This window comes from Finegoldia sp. BIOML-A1, from assembly GCF_009678325.1.
Taxonomy (GTDB): domain Bacteria; phylum Bacillota; class Clostridia; order Tissierellales; family Peptoniphilaceae; genus Finegoldia; species Finegoldia magna.
On record NZ_WKZF01000001.1, the window covers coordinates 98,965 to 119,025 of the forward strand.

15 protein-coding genes are annotated in these 20,061 nt (G+C 28.4%); 1 reads left to right on the top strand and 14 read right to left on the bottom strand.

Going from position 1 to position 20,061, the window contains the following annotated elements; genetic code table 11:
- Positions 1 to 236 precede the first annotated feature (236 nt).
- The 9 genes from GKG00_RS00440 to ftsE all read right to left on the bottom strand — a co-directional run bounded on the left by GKG00_RS00440 (position 237) and on the right by ftsE (position 11,421).
- Positions 237 to 1,196, bottom strand: coding sequence for a polysaccharide deacetylase family protein (locus GKG00_RS00440; protein WP_154253646.1), 960 nt, complete (start codon positions 1,194 to 1,196; stop codon positions 237 to 239).
- Positions 1,197 to 1,204: 8 nt separating this feature from the next.
- Complete coding sequence (locus GKG00_RS00445; RefSeq protein WP_154253648.1) at positions 1,205 to 2,380, bottom strand: S41 family peptidase; 1,176 nt, start codon at positions 2,378 to 2,380, stop codon at positions 1,205 to 1,207.
- Positions 2,381 to 2,523: 143 nt separating this feature from the next.
- On the bottom strand, positions 2,524 to 4,005 hold the full coding sequence (locus GKG00_RS00450; protein ID WP_241673624.1) for a peptidase S41: 1,482 nt from the start codon (positions 4,003 to 4,005) through the stop codon (positions 2,524 to 2,526).
- Between the two features lie 39 nt (positions 4,006 to 4,044).
- A complete protein-coding gene (locus GKG00_RS00455; RefSeq protein WP_154253650.1) occupies positions 4,045 to 5,502 on the bottom strand; it encodes a peptidase S41 in 1,458 nt (485 codons plus the stop codon).
- 39 nt (positions 5,503 to 5,541) lie between these two features.
- Entirely contained in the window at positions 5,542 to 6,990 is a 1,449-nt protein-coding gene (locus GKG00_RS00460; protein WP_154253652.1) for a S41 family peptidase, read from the bottom strand.
- Positions 6,991 to 7,013: 23 nt separating this feature from the next.
- On the bottom strand, positions 7,014 to 8,468 hold the full coding sequence (locus GKG00_RS00465; RefSeq protein WP_154253653.1) for a peptidase S41: 1,455 nt from the start codon (positions 8,466 to 8,468) through the stop codon (positions 7,014 to 7,016).
- Positions 8,469 to 8,623: 155 nt separating this feature from the next.
- Entirely contained in the window at positions 8,624 to 9,847 is a 1,224-nt protein-coding gene (locus tag GKG00_RS00470; protein WP_154253655.1) for a M23 family metallopeptidase, read from the bottom strand.
- Between the two features lie 10 nt (positions 9,848 to 9,857).
- The gene (gene ftsX / locus GKG00_RS00475) at positions 9,858 to 10,751 is read right to left on the bottom strand and encodes a permease-like cell division protein FtsX (RefSeq protein WP_094230154.1); all 894 of its coding nucleotides are present in this window, start codon (positions 10,749 to 10,751) and stop codon (positions 9,858 to 9,860) included.
- Entirely contained in the window at positions 10,738 to 11,421 is a 684-nt protein-coding gene (ftsE, locus tag GKG00_RS00480; RefSeq protein WP_002837266.1) for a cell division ATP-binding protein FtsE, read from the bottom strand. The genes ftsX and ftsE overlap by 14 nt, the downstream gene beginning before the upstream one ends.
- A gap of 100 nt (positions 11,422 to 11,521) precedes the next feature.
- On the opposite strand from ftsE, the gene GKG00_RS00485 reads away from it, so the two are divergent.
- Positions 11,522 to 12,055, top strand: a complete 534-nt coding sequence (locus GKG00_RS00485) for a 5-formyltetrahydrofolate cyclo-ligase (protein ID WP_154253657.1) — start codon at positions 11,522 to 11,524, stop codon at positions 12,053 to 12,055.
- 117 nt (positions 12,056 to 12,172) lie between these two features.
- Here GKG00_RS00485 and GKG00_RS00490 read toward each other — a convergent pair whose 3' ends face one another.
- From GKG00_RS00490 to GKG00_RS00510, 5 genes are all read right to left on the bottom strand, one after another.
- Positions 12,173 to 13,744: a hypothetical protein gene (locus GKG00_RS00490; protein ID WP_154253658.1), complete on the bottom strand. Its 1,572-nt coding sequence runs from the start codon at positions 13,742 to 13,744 to the stop codon at positions 12,173 to 12,175.
- A gap of 59 nt (positions 13,745 to 13,803) precedes the next feature.
- Positions 13,804 to 15,201 carry a hypothetical protein gene (locus tag GKG00_RS00495; RefSeq protein WP_154253660.1) on the bottom strand — a complete coding sequence of 466 codons (1,398 nt, stop codon included), beginning with the start codon at positions 15,199 to 15,201 and terminating at the stop codon, positions 13,804 to 13,806.
- Between the two features lie 157 nt (positions 15,202 to 15,358).
- Entirely contained in the window at positions 15,359 to 16,861 is a 1,503-nt protein-coding gene (locus tag GKG00_RS00500; RefSeq protein ID WP_154253662.1) for a S41 family peptidase, read from the bottom strand.
- A 4-nt stretch (positions 16,862 to 16,865) separates the two neighbouring features.
- The gene (locus tag GKG00_RS00505) at positions 16,866 to 18,350 is read right to left on the bottom strand and encodes a peptidase S41 (RefSeq protein ID WP_094208918.1); all 1,485 of its coding nucleotides are present in this window, start codon (positions 18,348 to 18,350) and stop codon (positions 16,866 to 16,868) included.
- Between the two features lie 577 nt (positions 18,351 to 18,927).
- Positions 18,928 to 20,013, bottom strand: a complete 1,086-nt coding sequence (locus GKG00_RS00510) for a phage tail protein (RefSeq protein ID WP_154253664.1) — start codon at positions 20,011 to 20,013, stop codon at positions 18,928 to 18,930.
- Positions 20,014 to 20,061 lie beyond the last annotated feature (48 nt).

Sequence of the window (20,061 nt, forward strand, 5' to 3'; positions counted from 1 at the left end):
TTGCAATCCCTCTTCTCTTTCCTTTTTTATATGATTAAAATCTTTTTTACTTGATTTTTATTACTGCTTTATTATATCAAATACTACAGATAGTATCAATATGTGGGTTTTTGATTTTTATTCATACTATATATAGTTAGTAGGATTTAAAACATTAAAAAAGCACCTTATCAAAAAGGTGCTCTGCATAATAATTTAATTGTGGCAAATTTAAGCTAATATTTATAATTTTAAAATTATTTTAAAATTCCAAATTCATATCCCTTATCTTTAAAATTTTTAATAATTGCTGAAAGTGAATCAACAGTTAGTTGTTTTCCTGGTGCATCGTGACACAAAACTACAACCAAATCTTGTTCAGCTTGATAAGTTAATGAAGTATTTGCAAATTCAACCATGCCTTCCACAGTCGTAGGTCTTCTGCTTTTTGGTTCAGCATCTCCAACCAAACTGTTCCAGTCAATCCAGTGAATTCCCAAAGATTCTAATGCATCATCGCCTGGTTTTAATTGTTTCCAACTCATGTGTCCACCTGGATATCTCCACACGCTTGTTTTAAAATCTGGACCAAGAACATCTTGCAATGCTTTTTGTGCCATTTCTGCTTCCTTTTTAATTCTATCAGCGTTTGCAACTCTTCCTGGATATAATTTTGAATAATCGTGTTCAAAAGAGTGAAGAGCAATTGCATGACCTTCATTTAATTGGCGTTCCAAAATATCTTTTGTATCTTGTGAAACATGTTTACCTACTACAAAAAATGTAGCAGGAACATTTTCTTTCTTTAATACATCCAAAACTTGTGGAGTTATGCTGTGATTTGGACCATCATCAAAAGTCAAGAAACAAATTTTTTTGTTGTCAGTGTTTTTAACATAGCCCTCAGATTTTGTTGGTCTAATAAATTGACTAATTGTTTTGGCATCATAAGCATACGAATCTGCTTTTAAAATATGATTTGAACCCTTCATTAATTTATTCGGATCTGGTTTTGGCTCTTCTTTTTTCTCAACGTTTTTTTTGTTCGTTTTCTTAGAAGAATTCTCAGCTACTTTTGGATTAAGACTTTGTTCGCTGTTGGCTACTTTTACTGCAACAAAACTTCCTACAGCCAATACAAAAACCAAAAGAACTATTGAGCTGATTATTTTTTTTCTTCTCTTGCGTTTTCTTCTCGCTTCTCTTTCTTCTCTCATAATTTCTCCTATTTTTTATTTAAAATCTCTAAAGCTTTTTGAAGTTGATTATCTTCGTTCATAAACTCAACTCCGATACCCTTAGCTTTTTCATCTAATTTGATTTCAACATCTGGTTTAACACCTTGCTTGTGAATTTTGTTGCCATTTGGTGAAAAATACTCGCTAATAGTAAGCTTCAACCCTTCGCCTTTATCCATAGGAATAATCGTTTGAACGATACCTTTTCCGAAAGTTTTCTCTCCGACAATCGTAGCTTTCTTGTAATCCTTCAAAGCCCCTGTCAAAATTTCAGATGCAGATGCACTTGAACCATTCACAAGAACTACCATTGGTAGATTTTGTTCTGAAGCATCACTCTTTTGAACATCTTCTTTTTTATTCTTATCTACAGTCTTAACTATTACTCCTTGTGGAAGAAGATAATCTGCTATTTTAACCGTAGAATCCAACAAACCACCAGGGTTGTTACGCAAATCCAAAACAATTGATTTCACATTTTGCTTTTTCAAATTTTCGTATTGTTCGATAAACTCCTTGTCAGTTTTCCTATCAAATTGAGTTATGTTGATATATCCAATATCTCCAATTTTTTGAGAATTAACAGTAGTCAAACTAATCATACGACGCGTAATATTTACATCGAAAATCTTACTAGTTTTATTCTCCATTCTGGCAATAGTAAGCTTAACATCTGTATTAGGTTTACCCTTCATAACTTTTACAGCATCATTCATTTGTGATGCATTGTAATCCTTGCCGTTAATTTTAAGTATAATATCATCTTTTTTGATGCCTTTTTCAAAAGCTGGACTACCTTTGATTGCACTAACAACAGTTATCGCACCAGTTTCAGAAGGAGTAACCACAATTCCAACACCTGCATATTCTCCCTCAGTTTGTTGATTCAAACTATCCATCTCTTCCTTAGTCAAAAACTCAGAATAAGGATCTCCCAAAGCTTTTACATAGCCTTCCACAGCTCCTTCTTGTTGCTTGTTTTTGTCTATATCAAAAAGATAATATTGGTCAATCAAGTTTTCAATCTTATTGATCTTCGCTAATGGAATACCATTTTCATTGGTAATCGCTGTTCTTTTTCCTGTAGCATTTCCTACAGAAAAACTTAGATACACCAATAAGCAAAGCCCCAATCCAATAAAAACTTTTTTAAATGTTTTCATAAATCACCTCTAACTAATATATAGTATAACAGATTAACGATTTTTTGTATTAAAATTGAGTTACAATTTGTCTAAGATTATTGTGCTTTTAATTAAAAAAATATCCTCTTTTAATAAATAAAAGAAGATATTAATTAAATTATTTAATTGTTAATAGCATAATTCATAACCTTGTCATTGCCAATGGCGTAATCTTCGATTTGATTTTCGATAAACATATCAGGATACCACGTCAAACCATCTCTTTTATTAAGATTAGAACAGTGCATTATATCATTATAGTTATAGTCAAATCTAAATAAATAACTTGATGCAGATGAAATAAATAGGTGACTATTTCCAAAATACAACATAGAACCTGCAGATGTTGTCCAACCAGATGGTCCTCCTGTAAAATTACCTACTATAGTAACATTATTTAACCCCCTCTTAATATCATCAATTAAAAATGTCGCTGCTGAATAAGAATTGTAATCTGTCAAAACTCTGAATTCAAGTTGTGGATTTGATATTTGATATGTTTGTAGTTTTCTAGATAGCTCTCTAAAATGTGTCGTTTCTCCTCCATTATTGTATCTAAGGTCTAATATGATCTTGTTCGTATTATTTTTCTTGATAATACTATCCATATTTTTTTCTAGATTTTTTAAACTAATCTCATCACTTTTATCAGCTGCCTGATTATATTTTACAATGAGGCTTCCTTCTCTTTCGTAACAATAAAATGCTTCGTCATCGGTAAATCTTTCCTTATTATTTTGTACGAATTTTTTACCTATTTTATCATTAATATCATAAACAAATCTCTTTGATTCACTACCTTCAAAATATTGTTTGAAGATTTTAGTAGGTTCCATTTTTATAGCTTCTATATCGATATTTTGAATCTTGCCATCATTTTCTAGTTCTAGTGATAACTTGTTATTCTTACTTATATTTTCTTTATTATATATATCAATATAACTCAAGTAATATGATTCAAGTTTAGCTTTCTTAAAATATTCATTTTCTCCTGAAACATATTTATAAAACTTATCAAGCAAACTTTTTGCAGACTCTCCATTGATGCTAATAATTTTACTATACAGTAAATTCTTGTAATTTTCTGTAGTATTAATTATGTAAATATCGTCATCAATAATTTTCATTTTTATCGGTAAATAAGCACTACCTACATTAAACATGCCAAGAGCATGACCATCATTGGTCATAGCTATAATTTTATCCATATCAAACTTCAAATCTGAAACTGTTCTGCCTGTTTTGTTTTGGATAATTTTATTTAATTCTTTTTTCATTTCATCTTCTGTTGAATACCCAAGATAAGACTGAGATTGATTAAAATAATGAAGAAAATTAGATAAATCTGTATTATATTCCTTATCAGTTAAAGTCTTATTAAAATCTATATTTTGTACAACAGTCGTCTTAAGCTTACTGTAGTCTACATTTTCATCTTGAAACATAGAATTTACGTCTATTGTTAATACTTCAACATCATCTAATTCACTATCTGCAAAAGAGCTTATGCTTAGTATTAATAAAAAAAATACGGTCAAAATCAACAAAAACATATTCTTATTATTAAATTTAAACTTTCTATATTGTGTAATTAATAATTCCATATTTCCTCCTGAAACAAATTTTTAAATTGTAAACTTTAATTATTTAAAAACGCCTTTAATTTTCTCAGCCAACGAAGTATTCCCCTCATTTCTTAACGCATAATTCATCGCAGGGTCGTTTCCTATCATGAAATCCGCGAATGATTGCGATGCGTAAAAGTCAGGTTTCATTGTATTCTTTTCAAAATCAAAATTCTTGTAATTAAACAAAAATGAATCTACATCTTCATAGTGTTGTCTAAAAACAGTTGTGCAGTAATTTATTCCAATATACGTATCTTTTGTATATGCGACATTTACATCTCCTGCAGACGTTGATATTGGAAACCCACTATTTTTCCCAATCACTTCGACATTATGAAAGTTCTTCACAAATAGCAAAGCGCAATCTCCTCCAGCTGAGTATGTTTGATTGCTTATCAGAACTTTTATTTTTGTATCTGGATTTGCTCCCTGATACGCCATCATTTTACCAAATATATTGTAGATATGAAATGAACTTCCTCCAAGGTTATATCGTAAATCGATAATTATATTTGAAAATTTGTTGTTGTCTAATTGGTCGCAAACATCCTTGGTAAATTTTTCAATCTTGTAATTCTCATTTTCTTTGCAGGAATTATACCTAAGAATCAAATTGTCATCCTTTGTTTCAATATAGTGTAGCTTGTTGTTGTCTACTGATAATTTTAGAGGTTTGATGATAGTATACTTATCTTTATTGTCATTTTTCTGTTTAACATTTATTAGTTCAGTTTTCCTTCCGTTAATTTTTAATTTACTAACTATAAACTCTTTTGATTTTTCAAATGGTAAATCTAATTTTACTATTTTATCTCCTATTTTCAATTCGTAAATGTTTTGTTCTTCTGTTAACACATTTTCTTTTTTCAATATTTCATGACAATTCAAGAATGAATTTTTAGTAAGATTTCTAAAACTTTCATTTTCACCAATAGCGTAAGCTTCTAATCTATCTATAATATCTTTCATTTTAATATTATTTATGCTTATGACCTCTGTACCAAGTAAGTTCTTGTATTTATCTGTAGTTGCGACTATGTAATATTTGCCATTATTTTCGTCAATAAAAACTGATGGTTCTCCATTATATACTGTATTTACTGAAACGTGTCCTTGCCTATACTTTGAAAATACTTTCATTAAATCAAGGTTTAAGTCCTTCACTGTTTTATTGTCTGAATCATTCAACAATTTATTATAAGAATTTGTAATTTCACCCATGTTCTCTGCTTCATAAAAAACATGATTGTCCAGCATAAAATCTCTTATATCTCTAACCTGCTTCTTATATTTTTCTGAACTAATTGGTATATCACCTAAAATTACATGAGAATCATATTCTTCAATATTATTAGTATTAAGTGAATCAATCAAATCTTGTTCATTAATCTTTATTATTTCATCCTGTATATCAAAACTAGTTGTCATTATTAGAAATATAGTAAGTACTACTAACTTTATTTTGCTATTCATACACAATATCTCCTCTCGTTATAATCAGATACACTAATATCAATTATTTCTCAATGCGTAATTCATAACCCTGTCATTGCCAATGGCGTAATCTTGGATTTGATTTTCGATAAACATATCAGGATACCACGTTGATCCATCACCTTTATTTAAATTCGAAGAGTGTATAACATCTTTGTAAGTATAATCATATCTTCTCATTTCTCCTGATGTGTAGATGAATAGTCTGCTTTTTCCAAGATATACAATATTTCCTCCAGACATATTATAATTTGAAGCTCCCGCAGTATTTGTTCCAATCATCTGTACATTTTTTAAGTTCCTTTTTACACTATCTATCATTCTTATGCCTGCTGAAAAAGTTTCTTCACCAATTAACATTTTAATATTGATTTTTGGATTTAATAATTGATATTGCATTATTGCAAACTCTAATTCTCTTGCGTGTGTAAACATGCCACCACCATTATATCTGATGTCTAATATGATGTTGTCGATATCTTTTGCTTGTATTTCATTTTGCATTTTAGTTATCATGTCTTTTAATACGTTATCTTTATTCATATCATAAGAATAATTATATTTAATTACTAGATTTCTGTTTGATTTATAGAAGTAAAATGTTTTATTTTCTGTGAATTGTTCTTTATCCCAATTTGTATATGCGTCCCATTTTAATTCACTAGTATCGTACATTATTTGATTGTAACTTTCGTTATCGTAGTAATTTTTGTATATCCCAACATTATCAGTTTTAATGGTGTCTACTTTTTTATCAACGATTTTTCCATTTTGTGAAATTTGGAAATGTACTTTATCTCCTTTTATTATATTTTCTTTTTTAAGTAAATCAGTGAATAACATATAACCATGATGTAAAATATTTTTCCTTCCAGTTTCATTCTCTGCAGAAATGTATTTGCTCACTATTTTCAATATTTCTGACGATTTTACACCTTCTATGCTTACAATTTTGGAATACAATAAGTCCTTGTATTTTTCTGTTGTGTTTATGATGTAGAATTCGTTGCCAATTATTTTTATTCTGAACGGGAATCGCTCTGTCCCCAAAAAATACATAGCAGTTGTGTGTCCATCGTTCATGTTAGATATTATTTTAGCAAGTTGCAAATTCAAATCACCAACGGTATTTCCTGTAGGATTTTGTAGTAATTTATCAATATCCGAATCTAGTTGTTCTTTTGTGTATCCTCCCAGATATCCTTGTTCATGGATATAAAAGCTTTTAAAATTATTAACATCTTTTATGTAATCTTCTTTTGATAAAACTCTATTTAATTCTATCTCTCCAAGTTTTTTGTGTTTTTCCTTGTTTGTGTCCAAGTTTCCCTTATTATACATGCTATCTACAGAGAATGTAAGCACCTCTATATTATCAAGTTCATTTTCTGCAAAGATATTTGTGCTTGTAAATAACAGACTTATTATTAACACAGACACCAAAGTTATTGTTTTTAATTTTTTCATAAATCTCCTCGCTATATTTGAAGTTAATGTTTTTGCAATGCGTAATTCATAACCCTGTCATTTCCAATGGCGTAATCTTGGATTTGATTTTCGATAAACATATCGGGATACCACGTCAATCCATCTCTTTTATTAAGATTGGAACAGTGTACTACGTCTTCTAATGTATAATCGTATCTTCTAACTCCACTTGATTTTTTGACAAATAATTTACTATTTCCTAAATACATAATTGTTGACACTTCTGTCGTCCACCCAGAAGGTCCTCCAGTATTTTCCCCAATTATCTGAAGATTATCAAAATTTCTCTTGATTCCATCTACGAACAATGATCCAGCAGAGTAATTTTTTGATCCAGTTAATAATTTTATTTCCAATTTAGGATTCAATAGTTGATATCTTTTCAGTGCCAATTCAAGTTCTCTTGCATGTGCTGGCCAACCACCTGTGTTGTATCTAACATCTACAATTATTTTTTCTACATTATTTTCTGAAACATCTTTATCCATTTTTTCTATCATCTTTTCCAAGATGTTATCTTTATCAGTATTATAACAATTGTTGTATTGGATGATTAAGTTATTATCATTTATATAATAATGAAATGGTTTCATTTGCATGTATCTCATCTTGTCATTTTTTGTGAATTTATTTTTTGCAATATCTGTCATATCGTATATGATGTGAGAAAAATCCGTATTTTCATAATGATATTTATTTATTTTAACATCTGGCAGATCTATCATTTTGATTGTTTTATTAAGCTTTTTGCCATCAGTTTCTATCTGTAATTTTAATTCTCCATTTTTAATTATATTTTCTTTTTCTAGTGCATCTCCATAATATAGATAGAAATCTTTTATTATCGTTTTTTTGAAATATTTATTTTCTGCTGAAGTGTATTTGTATAATCTTTCTGTTATGTCCTTGGTATCAATATCGGCAAGTTTTAATATCTTGGAATATAATAAATCTTCGTATTCAGGTGTTGTATTAATTATGTAATAATCTCCATTTATAATTCTAATCTTAATTGGCATACAGCTTTTGCCTATTTCATACATAGCTGAGGTATGTCCATCATTAGTGTTTGCAATTAATTTTGCAAAATCCAAGTTTAAATCAGAAACCGTTTTATTATCTGATGTTTTCAACAGTTCTTCCCCAAGTTTTTCTAATTCTTCTCTTGTAGAATTTCCTAAATAAGCTTGCCATTCCAAATAATAACTTATAAAATTCTTCATATCTTTCTCATACTCAGATTTCGTAAGTACTCTGTTTAATTCAATTTTTCCCAATTGTTTAACTCTTAAATCATCGGGATTGTAATTTCCTAATTTCAAATTATCTTCTATTGGAAATGTAAGAATTTCATTATCCAATTCATTCTGTGCAAATCCTTTTGATTTCATATTTAATGCAAGAATGCACGTTAATACAAATAAAAATATTTTTGGAATTCTCTTAGTTTTTTTCATTTTATTTCCCCTTAAATATTGTCAATCGTTTTCTATAACTCCATCTTACAAATAAAACACTTAATTGTCAAACATTTGGTTATATATTTCTCCAAATATTTTCTGGTGATTTATTGCATTAAAAAAACTAAGTTATTGCTAACTTAGTTTCATAATTATCTTAAATAGTTTAATGGATCAGTGTGTTGACCATTGAATCTAACTTCAAAATGAAGATGAGGTCCTGTTGAATATCCAGTTGATCCCATATATGCAATTAGTTGTCCACGTTTTACTCTTTGACCTACGCTACAATTAAATCCACTCAAGTGTCCATAATATGTCAACGATCCGTTATCGTGTTGAACTTTTACAAGATTTCCGTAGCCACCACTCCATCCAACGTGAACTACAACTCCATCTTCTGCAGATACGATTTGTGTTCCCATTGGTGCTGCAATATCAAGTCCTGTGTGGAACCCCGATCCTCTTCCGAATGGATCGCTTCTCCATCCATAAAAAGAAGTCATTCTGTGAGATGATGGTACAGGCCATTGTAAGTACGCTCCGTCGTTATTGATTACTGGCGCTGAAATGTTTGTGTTGATGGCTTTATTTCTTTGCGCCATTTCACGTCTTCTTTTTTCAGCTTGAGCTCTTTGTGCTGCTAGTAATTTTGCTTGTAGTATTGCCTTTTTTTCTTCATCGATTTTGCCGTCGATTTTTTCAAGCTCTTTTATTAATGAAGATATTTCTGATTCAGTCATGGTTACATTTTTAGAAATATCGTCGATTAATTTTTGTTGTTCAGCTAATGTATCGTTTAACGCTACGACTTTTAATTCCAAATTCTTTTTTACAATTTCCATTGTTTGCATTTTGGATTTTAGTTCGTCTTGTTTGTAATCTAATGAAATTTTTTCGTGTTTCAAATCGTTCAATAGATTTTTGTCAAATCTAGCAATATAATTCATCAAACTTACATTGTTCAATAAATCATTCAAATTTCCAGATCCGAAAAGCACATCGACTTTTGCACCGTCTTTTGATATGTACATTCCCTTTAATCTTTTTTGAAATTCTTTTGTTTTTTGATTGATACTAGATTTGTAATTTTCGATCTCTTTTTTAGTATCATCTATTGATTTGTTGATTTTCGCCAATTCTTGTTGTTGAATAGCAAGTTCTGATTGCGTTTGAGTTAGTTTTAAGTTGATGTTTTTCAACTTTTCCATCTCAGCGTTTTTGTCATCTTTTAATTTATTTAGGTTGGATTTAGATTCGTTTAAATCCGAAGTTTTTGCTTTTTTTTCGTTATTTAATTCGGTTAATTTGTCTGCATACACTGCATTAGTCATAAGCATCATGCACAAGGCTAATGCGACAATTTTCTTCTTCATAATTCCTTCCTTATATTTTGAGATATTTTTTGCTGCTTAATACGGAACCGAATGCCCCAATTCCGATACCTAGACTGATAAAAATCTTCAACAAATCCCACCTAATCATTACCGGTGGAACTAAATAAGTTGATATCAATCCATACACAGTCTTATTATACCTCAAATATCCATATCTGTACAGGTAATAACAAGCCAAAAAAGCAACAACAGCACCAATAATTCCGAAAAATATTCCCTCTACAACAAGCGGTGCAGAAATTACCAAATTAGATGCACCAATATTTTTCTTAATAGCAATCTCTTTTCTTCTAGCATACACTGTCAATCTGATTGTGTTTGAAATATTTATAATTGAAATCATCACCAATATTGCCACTACAATTGATCCAGCGTATTTTACAATTCTAGATGCGTTTGAGATTTTTGCTATCAAATCCTTGTAAAAGCTTACCTTTTCAACTCCATCTATTTTTTGAAATTCTCTCACGTATTTTTCAGCGTCATTTACATCCTTCAATGTAACTTCAAATGATGCAGGAAAAGCTGATTCCATTCCTTCAATCAAAGTTTTATCATCCAAAGATTTGGAGAAATTCTCCATAGCTTGTTTGTTAGACACATACTTCAAATCCTTAACGCCATCTTTTTGTTTGATAAACTGTTCAATCTTTTTCGTTTTGTCCTCTTGTATTCCATTTTCCAAGTAAACATTGACAAGATTAACTTTTCCTTCGATGTCTTTTACAGCTTGATTCATCGTCAACATAGATATAATTACAGATCCCAAAATCAAAAGCGCCAGAGAAATCGTCGTCAAAGATGCAAGTCCCATTGATCTGTTTTTCCAAATCCCTACAAATCCTTCTTTCAAAGTGGATATCATAACTCTAATTCTTCTCATACATTCCACCTTCTTCATCTCTAACAATAATACCCTTGTCCAATTGAATTACTCTTTTTTGTAATTTGTTCACGATATCCTTCTCGTGAGTTATCATCATCACAGTCGTACCACGTTCGTTTATTCTGACCAACGCATTTGCAATGTCCATGCTTGTAACTGGATCCAAATTCCCCGTAGGTTCGTCTGCAATAAGTAGTTTTGGTTTATTAACCATTGAACGTGCAATGCACACTCTTTGCATTTCCCCACCGGATAATTCGTGTGGATACGCATTCTTTTTGTCTTTCAAATTTACCAAATCAAGCACAGTATCAATCGTAGATTTTATCTCTGAAGAACTCTTTCCCAAAATTTGCATAACGTATTTTATGTTTTGGTACACAGTCTTATTCTCCAATAATTTAAAATCTTGGAACACCATCCCTATACTTTGTCTTAATTTAGGAACCTTCCTCGCTTTTAATCTGGTTATGTCTTCACCGTAAAGGTAAATCTTACCTCTATCTGGATTTATCTCTTTAAGTATTAGTTTAGTAATAGTTGATTTACCCGCACCACTTGGTCCAATCAAAAAAACAAATTCACCTTGTTCTATTTTAAAATTGCAATCGTTTAGTGCGCACACTTTATTTTTATATGTCTTATCGACATGAACGAATTCTAACATTTTTCACCTCGTAAACCTAATTATATCACAGACTTTTTAAATTTTTAAACAACTGGATATTTAAATCTTTTTAGGGTATATATATTTTTAGGTGATGAAAATGAACAAAAAAGAAATTAGAAAACAAATGTTAAAACAAAGAGACTCCATCTCTGACAAACAAAAAATCGACGATGAACTTTTAAAAGAATTGGAAAACTTAGAAGAATTCAAAAAATCTGAAAGCTTTTTTGTGTACGTAAGCTTTGGATCTGAATTTAATACTCACCAACTCATAAAAGATTTGTTGGAACAAGGAAAAAAAGTATACGTTCCCTATGTAAAATCAAAAGGGCACATGATTGCAGTAGAAATCAAAAGCATGGATGATTTGGCTCCTGGAGCTTACGGAATCCTAGAACCCAAAAATCCTGTTGAATCAAATGCCAAGTTTGATTTCATGCTAGTACCTGGACTATGCTTTGACAAAAACAAATACAGAATTGGCTACGGCGGAGGATTCTACGACAGATTCATCGACAAAATCGGCGAGGATTCCTACAAAGTATCCATAGTCTATGATTTTCAATTAGTAAATGATTTGCACCCCGAAGAGTTTGACAGACCAGTTGATAAATTAATAATTCAAAAATAATTATCCACAAGCAAAAAGACCACGAATCATTTCGAATTCTGTGGTCTTTTGTACTATCATCATTGTGATTAGTTAGTATTTAATTAAATTGACAACCTGATCACTAAAAAATCTTAATTATTTTTCATCTCTCAGTGCATAATTCATTGCAGGATCATTTCCTATCATATAATCTGCAAAAGATTGCTCTGCGTGGAAGTCTGGTGTCATTGTATTATGTATATAATCGTAATTCCTATAATTATGGTTATATACATCACTAAGCATGTAATCATTACTAAAGACTTTAGGACAATATGTTCCTAATACTTGAAATCTTTTTACATAAAATAAATTCAAAGCGCCTGATGCCATTCTCACAGGAAATCCTGAGTTTTCTCCAATAACTTCTACATTATCTAAAACTTTTAATATACTCAATGCATTATCACCTGCTGCAGAATAAGAATTCCTTCCTATTAAAAGTTTAATCTTTACATTTTCATTTTTTGATTGATATTGCATTATTTTCATTATTATCTTCTCGAAAAGATAATCAGACCCACCCCCATTTAGCCTTAAATCAATAACTATACATTTAGGATTTTTGCTAATCAATTTTTCATTAAAATCTTTTTCTAACTCATAAATACTGCTGTTTTCATTTTCAAGAGCTGAATCATAATGCACTATTAGACTATTATTTTTAATTTCATTGTAATATAATTTATTTTTTGGTTTATTTTTTGGTATTGGTCTGATTTTATTGAATTCATCTTTTAAATTATTAAAATAAAATTCACCAATATTGAATGTAAAGAATTGTTTATTATTTATTTCTATTTTATTTACTTTAATTTTGGGGAAATCACTTGATTTTATATTATAATTGTATTTATTATTGTCTTTTTTTAGAGTTAACCTTATATTATGGTTTTTTGTTATATTCTCTTTTCTCAATAAATTCATCATCAATATATTCTGGCATGCTAATTTATTACGAAATGATTCATTTTCACCAGATACATAGTTAGATATTCGTTTAATTACTTCATCTATATTAATTCCATTTATTTCCAATACTTTACTTCCGATAATATCATTTTGCGAACTTGCAAATACATAATATCCGTCACGAAATTTCTCTAATATAATATTTGAATATGAATTTTCATAATCGGATATAACTTGTACATGTCCTTGTCCAAGCTTTGCCATAAGTAATTTCATATCATACTGCATATCTAATAATGATTTAGTATTCGCATTCCTGATAATATTATTACATTCACGTTTAAATTCTTCTCTTGAAACATTATCAAACAAAATATGGTTTTCTACCATAAAATCTCTGAATTCTTTCATGATTTGTTTATATTCTTCTATATCTATCTTATCTTGTGGATTTATGTCCACAGTTTCCAGCTTATTAATATTCTCATTTGAAATATACATACGTGTAGTATCTTCATCAAATTTATCTATGTATTTAAAACCAGTAGTAGTCATGATAAATATGATAACTACTAATAGGTTAATAATTTTATTTTTAAAATTCATTTTCTCATTAAACAATTTTATCCTGCAATTTTCACAATTTATCCCGAAACAATTGCAACTTAAATTACCACAATTAGATTCAGTAATACTGCAGGCATCGTTATTGATTGTTTCTACTCCTGGATTTCTTCCATCTAGTAATAACTTCATTCATTTCCTCCTATTAAAATAAATTTATATTTAGCTAATATTATCCTAATAAAAACTTTTTAATTTTTAGAACATAAAAATCCCTTTATTTTATCAAACAAGGAACTCTCTCCTTCATCTCTCAATGCATAATTCATAGCAGGGTCATTTCCTATCATGTAATCTGAAAATGATTGTTCTGCATAGAAATCTGGTGTCATCATGTTTTCAGAATAGTTATAATTCTTGTAATTATGTTTAAAGACATCTATAATTCCGTAATCAAATTCGTATATATCTTGACAATATTTTATAAATGAATATATACCTCCAACATAACAAAGCTTATAATTTCCTGACGTTCTATTAACTGGAAAACCCGATCCTTTACCTATAATCTCAACATTATTTAATTTTTTAATTGTCAAATTTGCTGCATCTCCTCCTGATGAATAAGTCGACTGCCCAATTAATAATTTAATGCTTGTATTAGAATGAATCATTTGATAAAATTTTATCTTTTTTAATATGCCTAGATATAATGCATTATTACCTCCACCATTAATTCTTAAATCAATGATTATGTTCTTTGGTTTATAAGAATACATAAAGTTAGAAATTTGATTAGCAAATTTTTCTATATCATATTTGTCGTTTTCACTACATGAATTATATCTTATTACTAAAGAATCTTTTTTTCTTTCAATATAATATAATTTTTCATAATCATATATTGAATTAAGCGGGTATAAAATTTCATTATAAATTTCATTAATATTTTTTTGTAATTCTGTATTATCTTTAATTGTTAAATATTTATCGTATACTTTTATATCAGAAAGCAAAATACTCTTATTATCTATTATTTCAATATTTTTTTGAATTATTCTTCCGTTATTATTTAATTTTAACTTTACTTTATTGCCACTAGCCATGCCCTCTCTTAAAAGCAAATCATAACAATTTATAAATCTACAAGTAATATATTCTGAAAAGTTTTTATTTTCACCATAAATATATTTTTGTAATACATTTATAACTTTATCTATTTTAATATCATTAATTTCTAATATTTCATTTCCCAATAATTCCTTGTTTTCTCTTTCGCATGCTAATATATAATACTTACTATCTATTTTCTCTATATAAATCGGCAAAATTTTTGTAAAAAATATATCGTCAATTCCAACATGTCCCTGTTTTAAACTAGTTAACAAAAGTCTACAATCCAATTGTGTATCTATAATATTATGTTGTACGTTAGCTTTGATTAATTTATCACATTTTTTCCGAAAATCTTTTCTATTTAATTCATCAAAAAAAATATGATTTTCAAGCATAAAATCTCTTATATTGATAATAATATTTTGGTAATCTTTTTTTGAGATAAGTTGATTTGGATTTATTTTTTTATTTTTTAAAATTTCAAAATTCCCATTTTCAATATCAAACTCTGTTACTTCATCTAATTTTTGCACACTAGTCTCATAATTAAAACTTGTGGTCAATATTACAAAAAATAGTAAGCTTACAATGAAAATAATATTATTTTTGATTAACATTTTCCTTCTAACTTTCACTACCATAATACTCCTCACATAAAATTCAAAATTGTATTCACATTTTTTAGTCCTATTATCTAAAAATTTCCTTTATCTTATCAATCAATGAATTATTTCCCTCATCTCTAAGTGCATAGTTCATTATCTTGTCATTTCCAACAGCATAATCTTGTATTTGATTTTCGATAAATATATCTGGTATCCATGTTGTTCCATCGCCTTTGTTTAAGTTAGAACAATGTAACACGTCTTTGTAGTTATAATCATATCTATACATCCAATCGGAACTATAAATAAAAAGCTTGCTTTTACCTAAAAAAATCATATCTCTATTAGCCGATGTCGTCCATGTAGAAGGTCCTCCTGTATATTCTCCAATAATTTCAACATTTTTAAAATTACGCTTTATCTCATCTATTATCATAGTGCCCGCAGAAAATGATGCATTTCCTGTTAATATCTTAATGTTTAATTCAGGATTGGTTATCTCCCATCTTAATAATGCATATTCAAGATTTCTAATATGATTAACTTGACCACCAGAATTATATCTTAAATCAATTACTATGTTTTTTAGCTTATTAATATTTAAGGTATTGTTAATACTTGTTAACATTTCATTTAATTTGTTATTATTATCGTCATACGAAGAATTATATTTTATTATCAAATTATCATTAATTTTGTAAAAATAAAACGGTAAGTTTTTCGTAAATTTAAGATTGTGACTATTAGTAAAACTGTTTTTAATAATATCACTTTTTCCTGTAGAAATTTGTGAAAAACTTGTTCCTTCGTAATAATATTTATATATGCTTATATCTGGCAACTTTATCAAATCTACTGTCTCTTCAACTTTTTTATTATTGATTTCTAATGTCAACCTAATTTTATTATCTTTTATTATGTTTTCTCTTAAAAGTATATCTGAATAAAGCAATAAATTATCTTCCATTATGTGAGTTTTAAAGTAATTGTTTTCTGCTGATATGTAATTTCGTAGTTTTTTTGTGATTTTTTCAGTTGTAGTATTTCCTATTTTTGTAACTTTTGAATATAATAATTTTTCGTATTTTTTAGTAGTGTTTATTATATAATAGTCTCCATTTATGATTTTAATTTTAATGGGCAAAAAATTTTCTCCTATTCCTAGTAATGTCGACGTATGTCCGTCATTAGTGTGAGCAATAATTTTTGATATATCCAAATTCAAATCAGAAACTGTTTTATTTTCTGGTTTTTCTAATAATTTTTCTGCTTCTTTTTCTATTTGTTCTCTGGTTGAGTTTCCGAAATAAGCTTGCTCATCTAAATAAAAACTTAGGAAATTTCTTATATCTTTTTCATACTCCTTTATTGTAAGACCTTTATTAAGTTGAATATTTCCTAATAATTCTTTCTTTAACTCTTTGTTTCTTAAATATTCACTTCCTTGTAACCCATCTTGATTAATGGTCAATACCTCTACATTATCTAATTCACTACTTGATTTAGACAATGTTGAGTTTATATGTAGAACCATAATAACTGATACTACTGTTATTATGGCTCTGTATATTTTAAATTTATTATTCATTTCTTTATCTAAAAATTTCCTTTATCTTATCAATCAACGAATTATTTGCTTCATCTCTAAGTGCATAATTCATAACCCTGTCATTTCCAATAGCATAATCTTGAATTTGGTTTTCGATAAACATATCGGGATACCACGTTAATCCATCGCCTTTGTTTAAGTTAGAACAATGTAACACATCCTTGTAGTTATAATCATATCTTATCATTTCTCCTGATGTGTGGATGAATAGTTTGCTTTTCCCAAGATATACAAAATTTCCAGCAGATGTATTATAACTAGAAGATCCAGCAGTATTTGTTCCAATCATCTGTACATTTTCTAGGTTTCTTTTTACACTATCCAACATTTTTGTCCCAGCTGAGAAAACTCCCTCTCCAGTTAATACTTTGACATTGATTTTGGGATTTAATAATTGATATTGCATTATGGCAAATTCTAGCTCTCTGGTATGTAACTCACTGCCTCCTCCGTTATATCTGATATCTAATATGATATTGTCGATATCTTTTGCTTGTATTTCGTTTTGCATTTTTGTTATCATATCTTTTAATACGTTATCTTTATTCATATCATAAGAATAATTATATTTAATTACTAAATTTTTGTTTGATTTATAAAAGTAAAATGGTTTATTTTCTGTGAATTGTTCTTTTCCCCAATTTGTATATGCATCCCATTTTAATTCACTAGTATCATACATTATTTGATTGTAGCTTTCTTCATCGTAGTAATTTTTATATATTCCAATATTATCAGTTTTTATAGTATCTACAGTTTTATCAACGATTTTTTCATTTTGTAAAATTTGTAAATGTACTTTATCTTCTTTTAATATATTTTCTTTTTTAAGTAAATCAGTGTACATCATATAACCATAATGTAAAAGATTTTTCTTGCCAGTTTCATTTTCTGCAGATACATATTTGCTAACTTTTTTTAATATTTCTGACGATTTTACACCTTCAATGCTTACTATTTTAGAATACAATAAGTCTTTGTATTTTTCTGTTGTGTTTATGATATAGAATTCATCGCCAATTATTTTTATTATGAATGGGAATTGCTCTGTCCCCAAAAAATACATAGCAGTTGTGTGCCCGTCATTCATATTAGATATTATTTTAGCAAGTTGCAAATTCAAATCTCCAATTGTATTTCCTGTAGGATGTTGTAGTAATTTATCAATATCCAAATCTACTTGTTCTTTTGTATGTCCTCCAAGATATCCTTGTTCATGAATATAAAAGCTTTTAAAATTATTAACATCTTTTATGTAATCTTCTTTTGATAAAACTCTATTTAATTCTATTTCTCCAAGTTTTTTACGTTTTTCCTTGCTTGTATCTAAGTTTCCCTTGTGGTACAGGCTATTTTTAGAAATAGTAAGAACTTCTATATTGTCTAATTCATTAGCAGTGTAAGATATATTAGAAAAAGCTACTGCTATAACTATAGCAGCGCTTAAAATTTTAATCTTATTTATCATTTTTAATTTGTATCCCCTTTCTGTATGGATTTACACATGGAAAATGGATATCCGCTCATCCACCTTCATCTATTACCGTACAAGCTGAACTTGAAATCGATTTTAATGGTGTTTGTTTGGATACATATTGTCTAAGTCACTATTTTTGCAATATTGTATAAACTTTATTTTTTCTTCAAGAAATTATTCATTTGTTAGGTAAGTGTTTTCATTACAAGTACAATTATAATTTTCCTCATTCTTTAATACAAAATTGTATTTAGATTCCTTCATTTTTCCTTCCGTTATTACTTATAATATTACAGCAAAAATATTTTATTGTCAAAAATTTACTTATTTGATTTTCTAATAAATGGTCGGTAGTTATCTTATTTATTGTAATATTAACGATATTTATTATCATTCTTCTCGCTTTAATACTATTTCATCAATATTTGATTATTAATTTCATTTATTTGAAAAATCTATAAGTAATTGTTTTTTAGTAATACAAATTAATGTTTTTTTTTGAAATTATATTATGACACAAAAAACAGGGACATTGTTTTTAAATGCCCCTGCAATATGCTCTATATATTTATTGAAAATCCAATGTATCTACGAATTTTAATATTTCTAATAATTTCGTTCTTTTTTTGAATGTTTTCTCAATATTTTTCTTCAAATATTGGTACAAATCATCATTCCTTACTTCAAATGATTTAATTTCCATGACTATATTCATGTATTTTTTGTCTTTGTATGTGCTTTTTAGTTTCTTTCGATACATTTCCCACACTTTTTCAAATGTTTTGTCTTTGTCATGTTTGATAAGTTCTTCTACGAATAGTATAAAATAATACGAATCGTGAATTGATGACAAGTTTTTGAACACATTCGTATAATCTTCTTCGTTCAAATATTTCTTGGTTTCCGATATGATTTCTTTTTCCATTTCAATTGAGTAATTATCATTGTCCAAGCTTTGTGAAAGCATGATTACATAATCGTTGATTAATTTGAATGTGGATTCTTTGTCGTCGACTTTTGAGTATTTGTATAGAAACTCTCTCCATTTTGCTATGAATTTAGTCATGTAATTCATAAGTATATACGTTCTGACATCTATTGTGAACACGTAATTGGATGTGAAGATGAAAAACTTCTTGAAATAATCAAAATATTTTAACAATGCATCTGATATCATGCTTATTGATAAGGTTGTGACTATTTCTTGGTTTTCTTCTGTTAATTGGATTTTTCCTTTTAATAATGATGGACTATTTCCATATTGTATGAGTTTTTTGACTGCGTATACGAATAGATAAGAATATGATTGATCATCTTCGATTTTGTCGAACAAATCTTGTAACATATCAAAATCTTTGTCTTTTATGAGATATAGTATCGTCTTTTTATGAAGTTGTACTTCGCTCATATCGCTGTAGTAATTCACAACTGAAGAAAATGAATTTTCTTGTTCACGTTCAACTAAATCGATTAGTTCGATGTCACTGTTTCTGTCGTTAATGTATATGTCGTTGATTTTAAGAAGTTCTTGTTCGCTATTTTCGTTTTTGAATGCGAATTTCTTCTTGTTCCAATCATAGATGCTTAGTCCATCTGTTCCTGTTTTTTTGTATATTAAAAAGTTGTTTAATCTAAAAATATCGTAATTTTCCATAGCTTAAATTATATACAAAAAAAGCTACCAAATCAAATTTGATAACTT

Coding starts and splice junctions, on each gene's coding strand:
- GKG00_RS00440 (WP_154253646.1), bottom strand. CDS start 1,196: ATGAGAGAAGAAAGAGAAGCGAGAAGAAAACGCAAGAGAAGAAAAAAA.
- GKG00_RS00445 (WP_154253648.1), bottom strand. CDS start 2,380: ATGAAAACATTTAAAAAAGTTTTTATTGGATTGGGGCTTTGCTTATTG.
- GKG00_RS00450 (WP_241673624.1), bottom strand. CDS start 4,005: ATGGAATTATTAATTACACAATATAGAAAGTTTAAATTTAATAATAAG.
- GKG00_RS00455 (WP_154253650.1), bottom strand. CDS start 5,502: ATGAATAGCAAAATAAAGTTAGTAGTACTTACTATATTTCTAATAATG.
- GKG00_RS00460 (WP_154253652.1), bottom strand. CDS start 6,990: ATGAAAAAATTAAAAACAATAACTTTGGTGTCTGTGTTAATAATAAGT.
- GKG00_RS00465 (WP_154253653.1), bottom strand. CDS start 8,468: ATGAAAAAAACTAAGAGAATTCCAAAAATATTTTTATTTGTATTAACG.
- GKG00_RS00470 (WP_154253655.1), bottom strand. CDS start 9,847: ATGAAGAAGAAAATTGTCGCATTAGCCTTGTGCATGATGCTTATGACT.
- ftsX (WP_094230154.1), bottom strand. CDS start 10,751: ATGAGAAGAATTAGAGTTATGATATCCACTTTGAAAGAAGGATTTGTA.
- ftsE (WP_002837266.1), bottom strand. CDS start 11,421: ATGTTAGAATTCGTTCATGTCGATAAGACATATAAAAATAAAGTGTGC.
- GKG00_RS00485 (WP_154253657.1), top strand. CDS start 11,522: ATGAACAAAAAAGAAATTAGAAAACAAATGTTAAAACAAAGAGACTCC.
- GKG00_RS00490 (WP_154253658.1), bottom strand. CDS start 13,744: ATGAAGTTATTACTAGATGGAAGAAATCCAGGAGTAGAAACAATCAAT.
- GKG00_RS00500 (WP_154253662.1), bottom strand. CDS start 16,861: ATGAATAATAAATTTAAAATATACAGAGCCATAATAACAGTAGTATCA.
- GKG00_RS00505 (WP_094208918.1), bottom strand. CDS start 18,350: ATGATAAATAAGATTAAAATTTTAAGCGCTGCTATAGTTATAGCAGTA.
- GKG00_RS00510 (WP_154253664.1), bottom strand. CDS start 20,013: ATGGAAAATTACGATATTTTTAGATTAAACAACTTTTTAATATACAAA.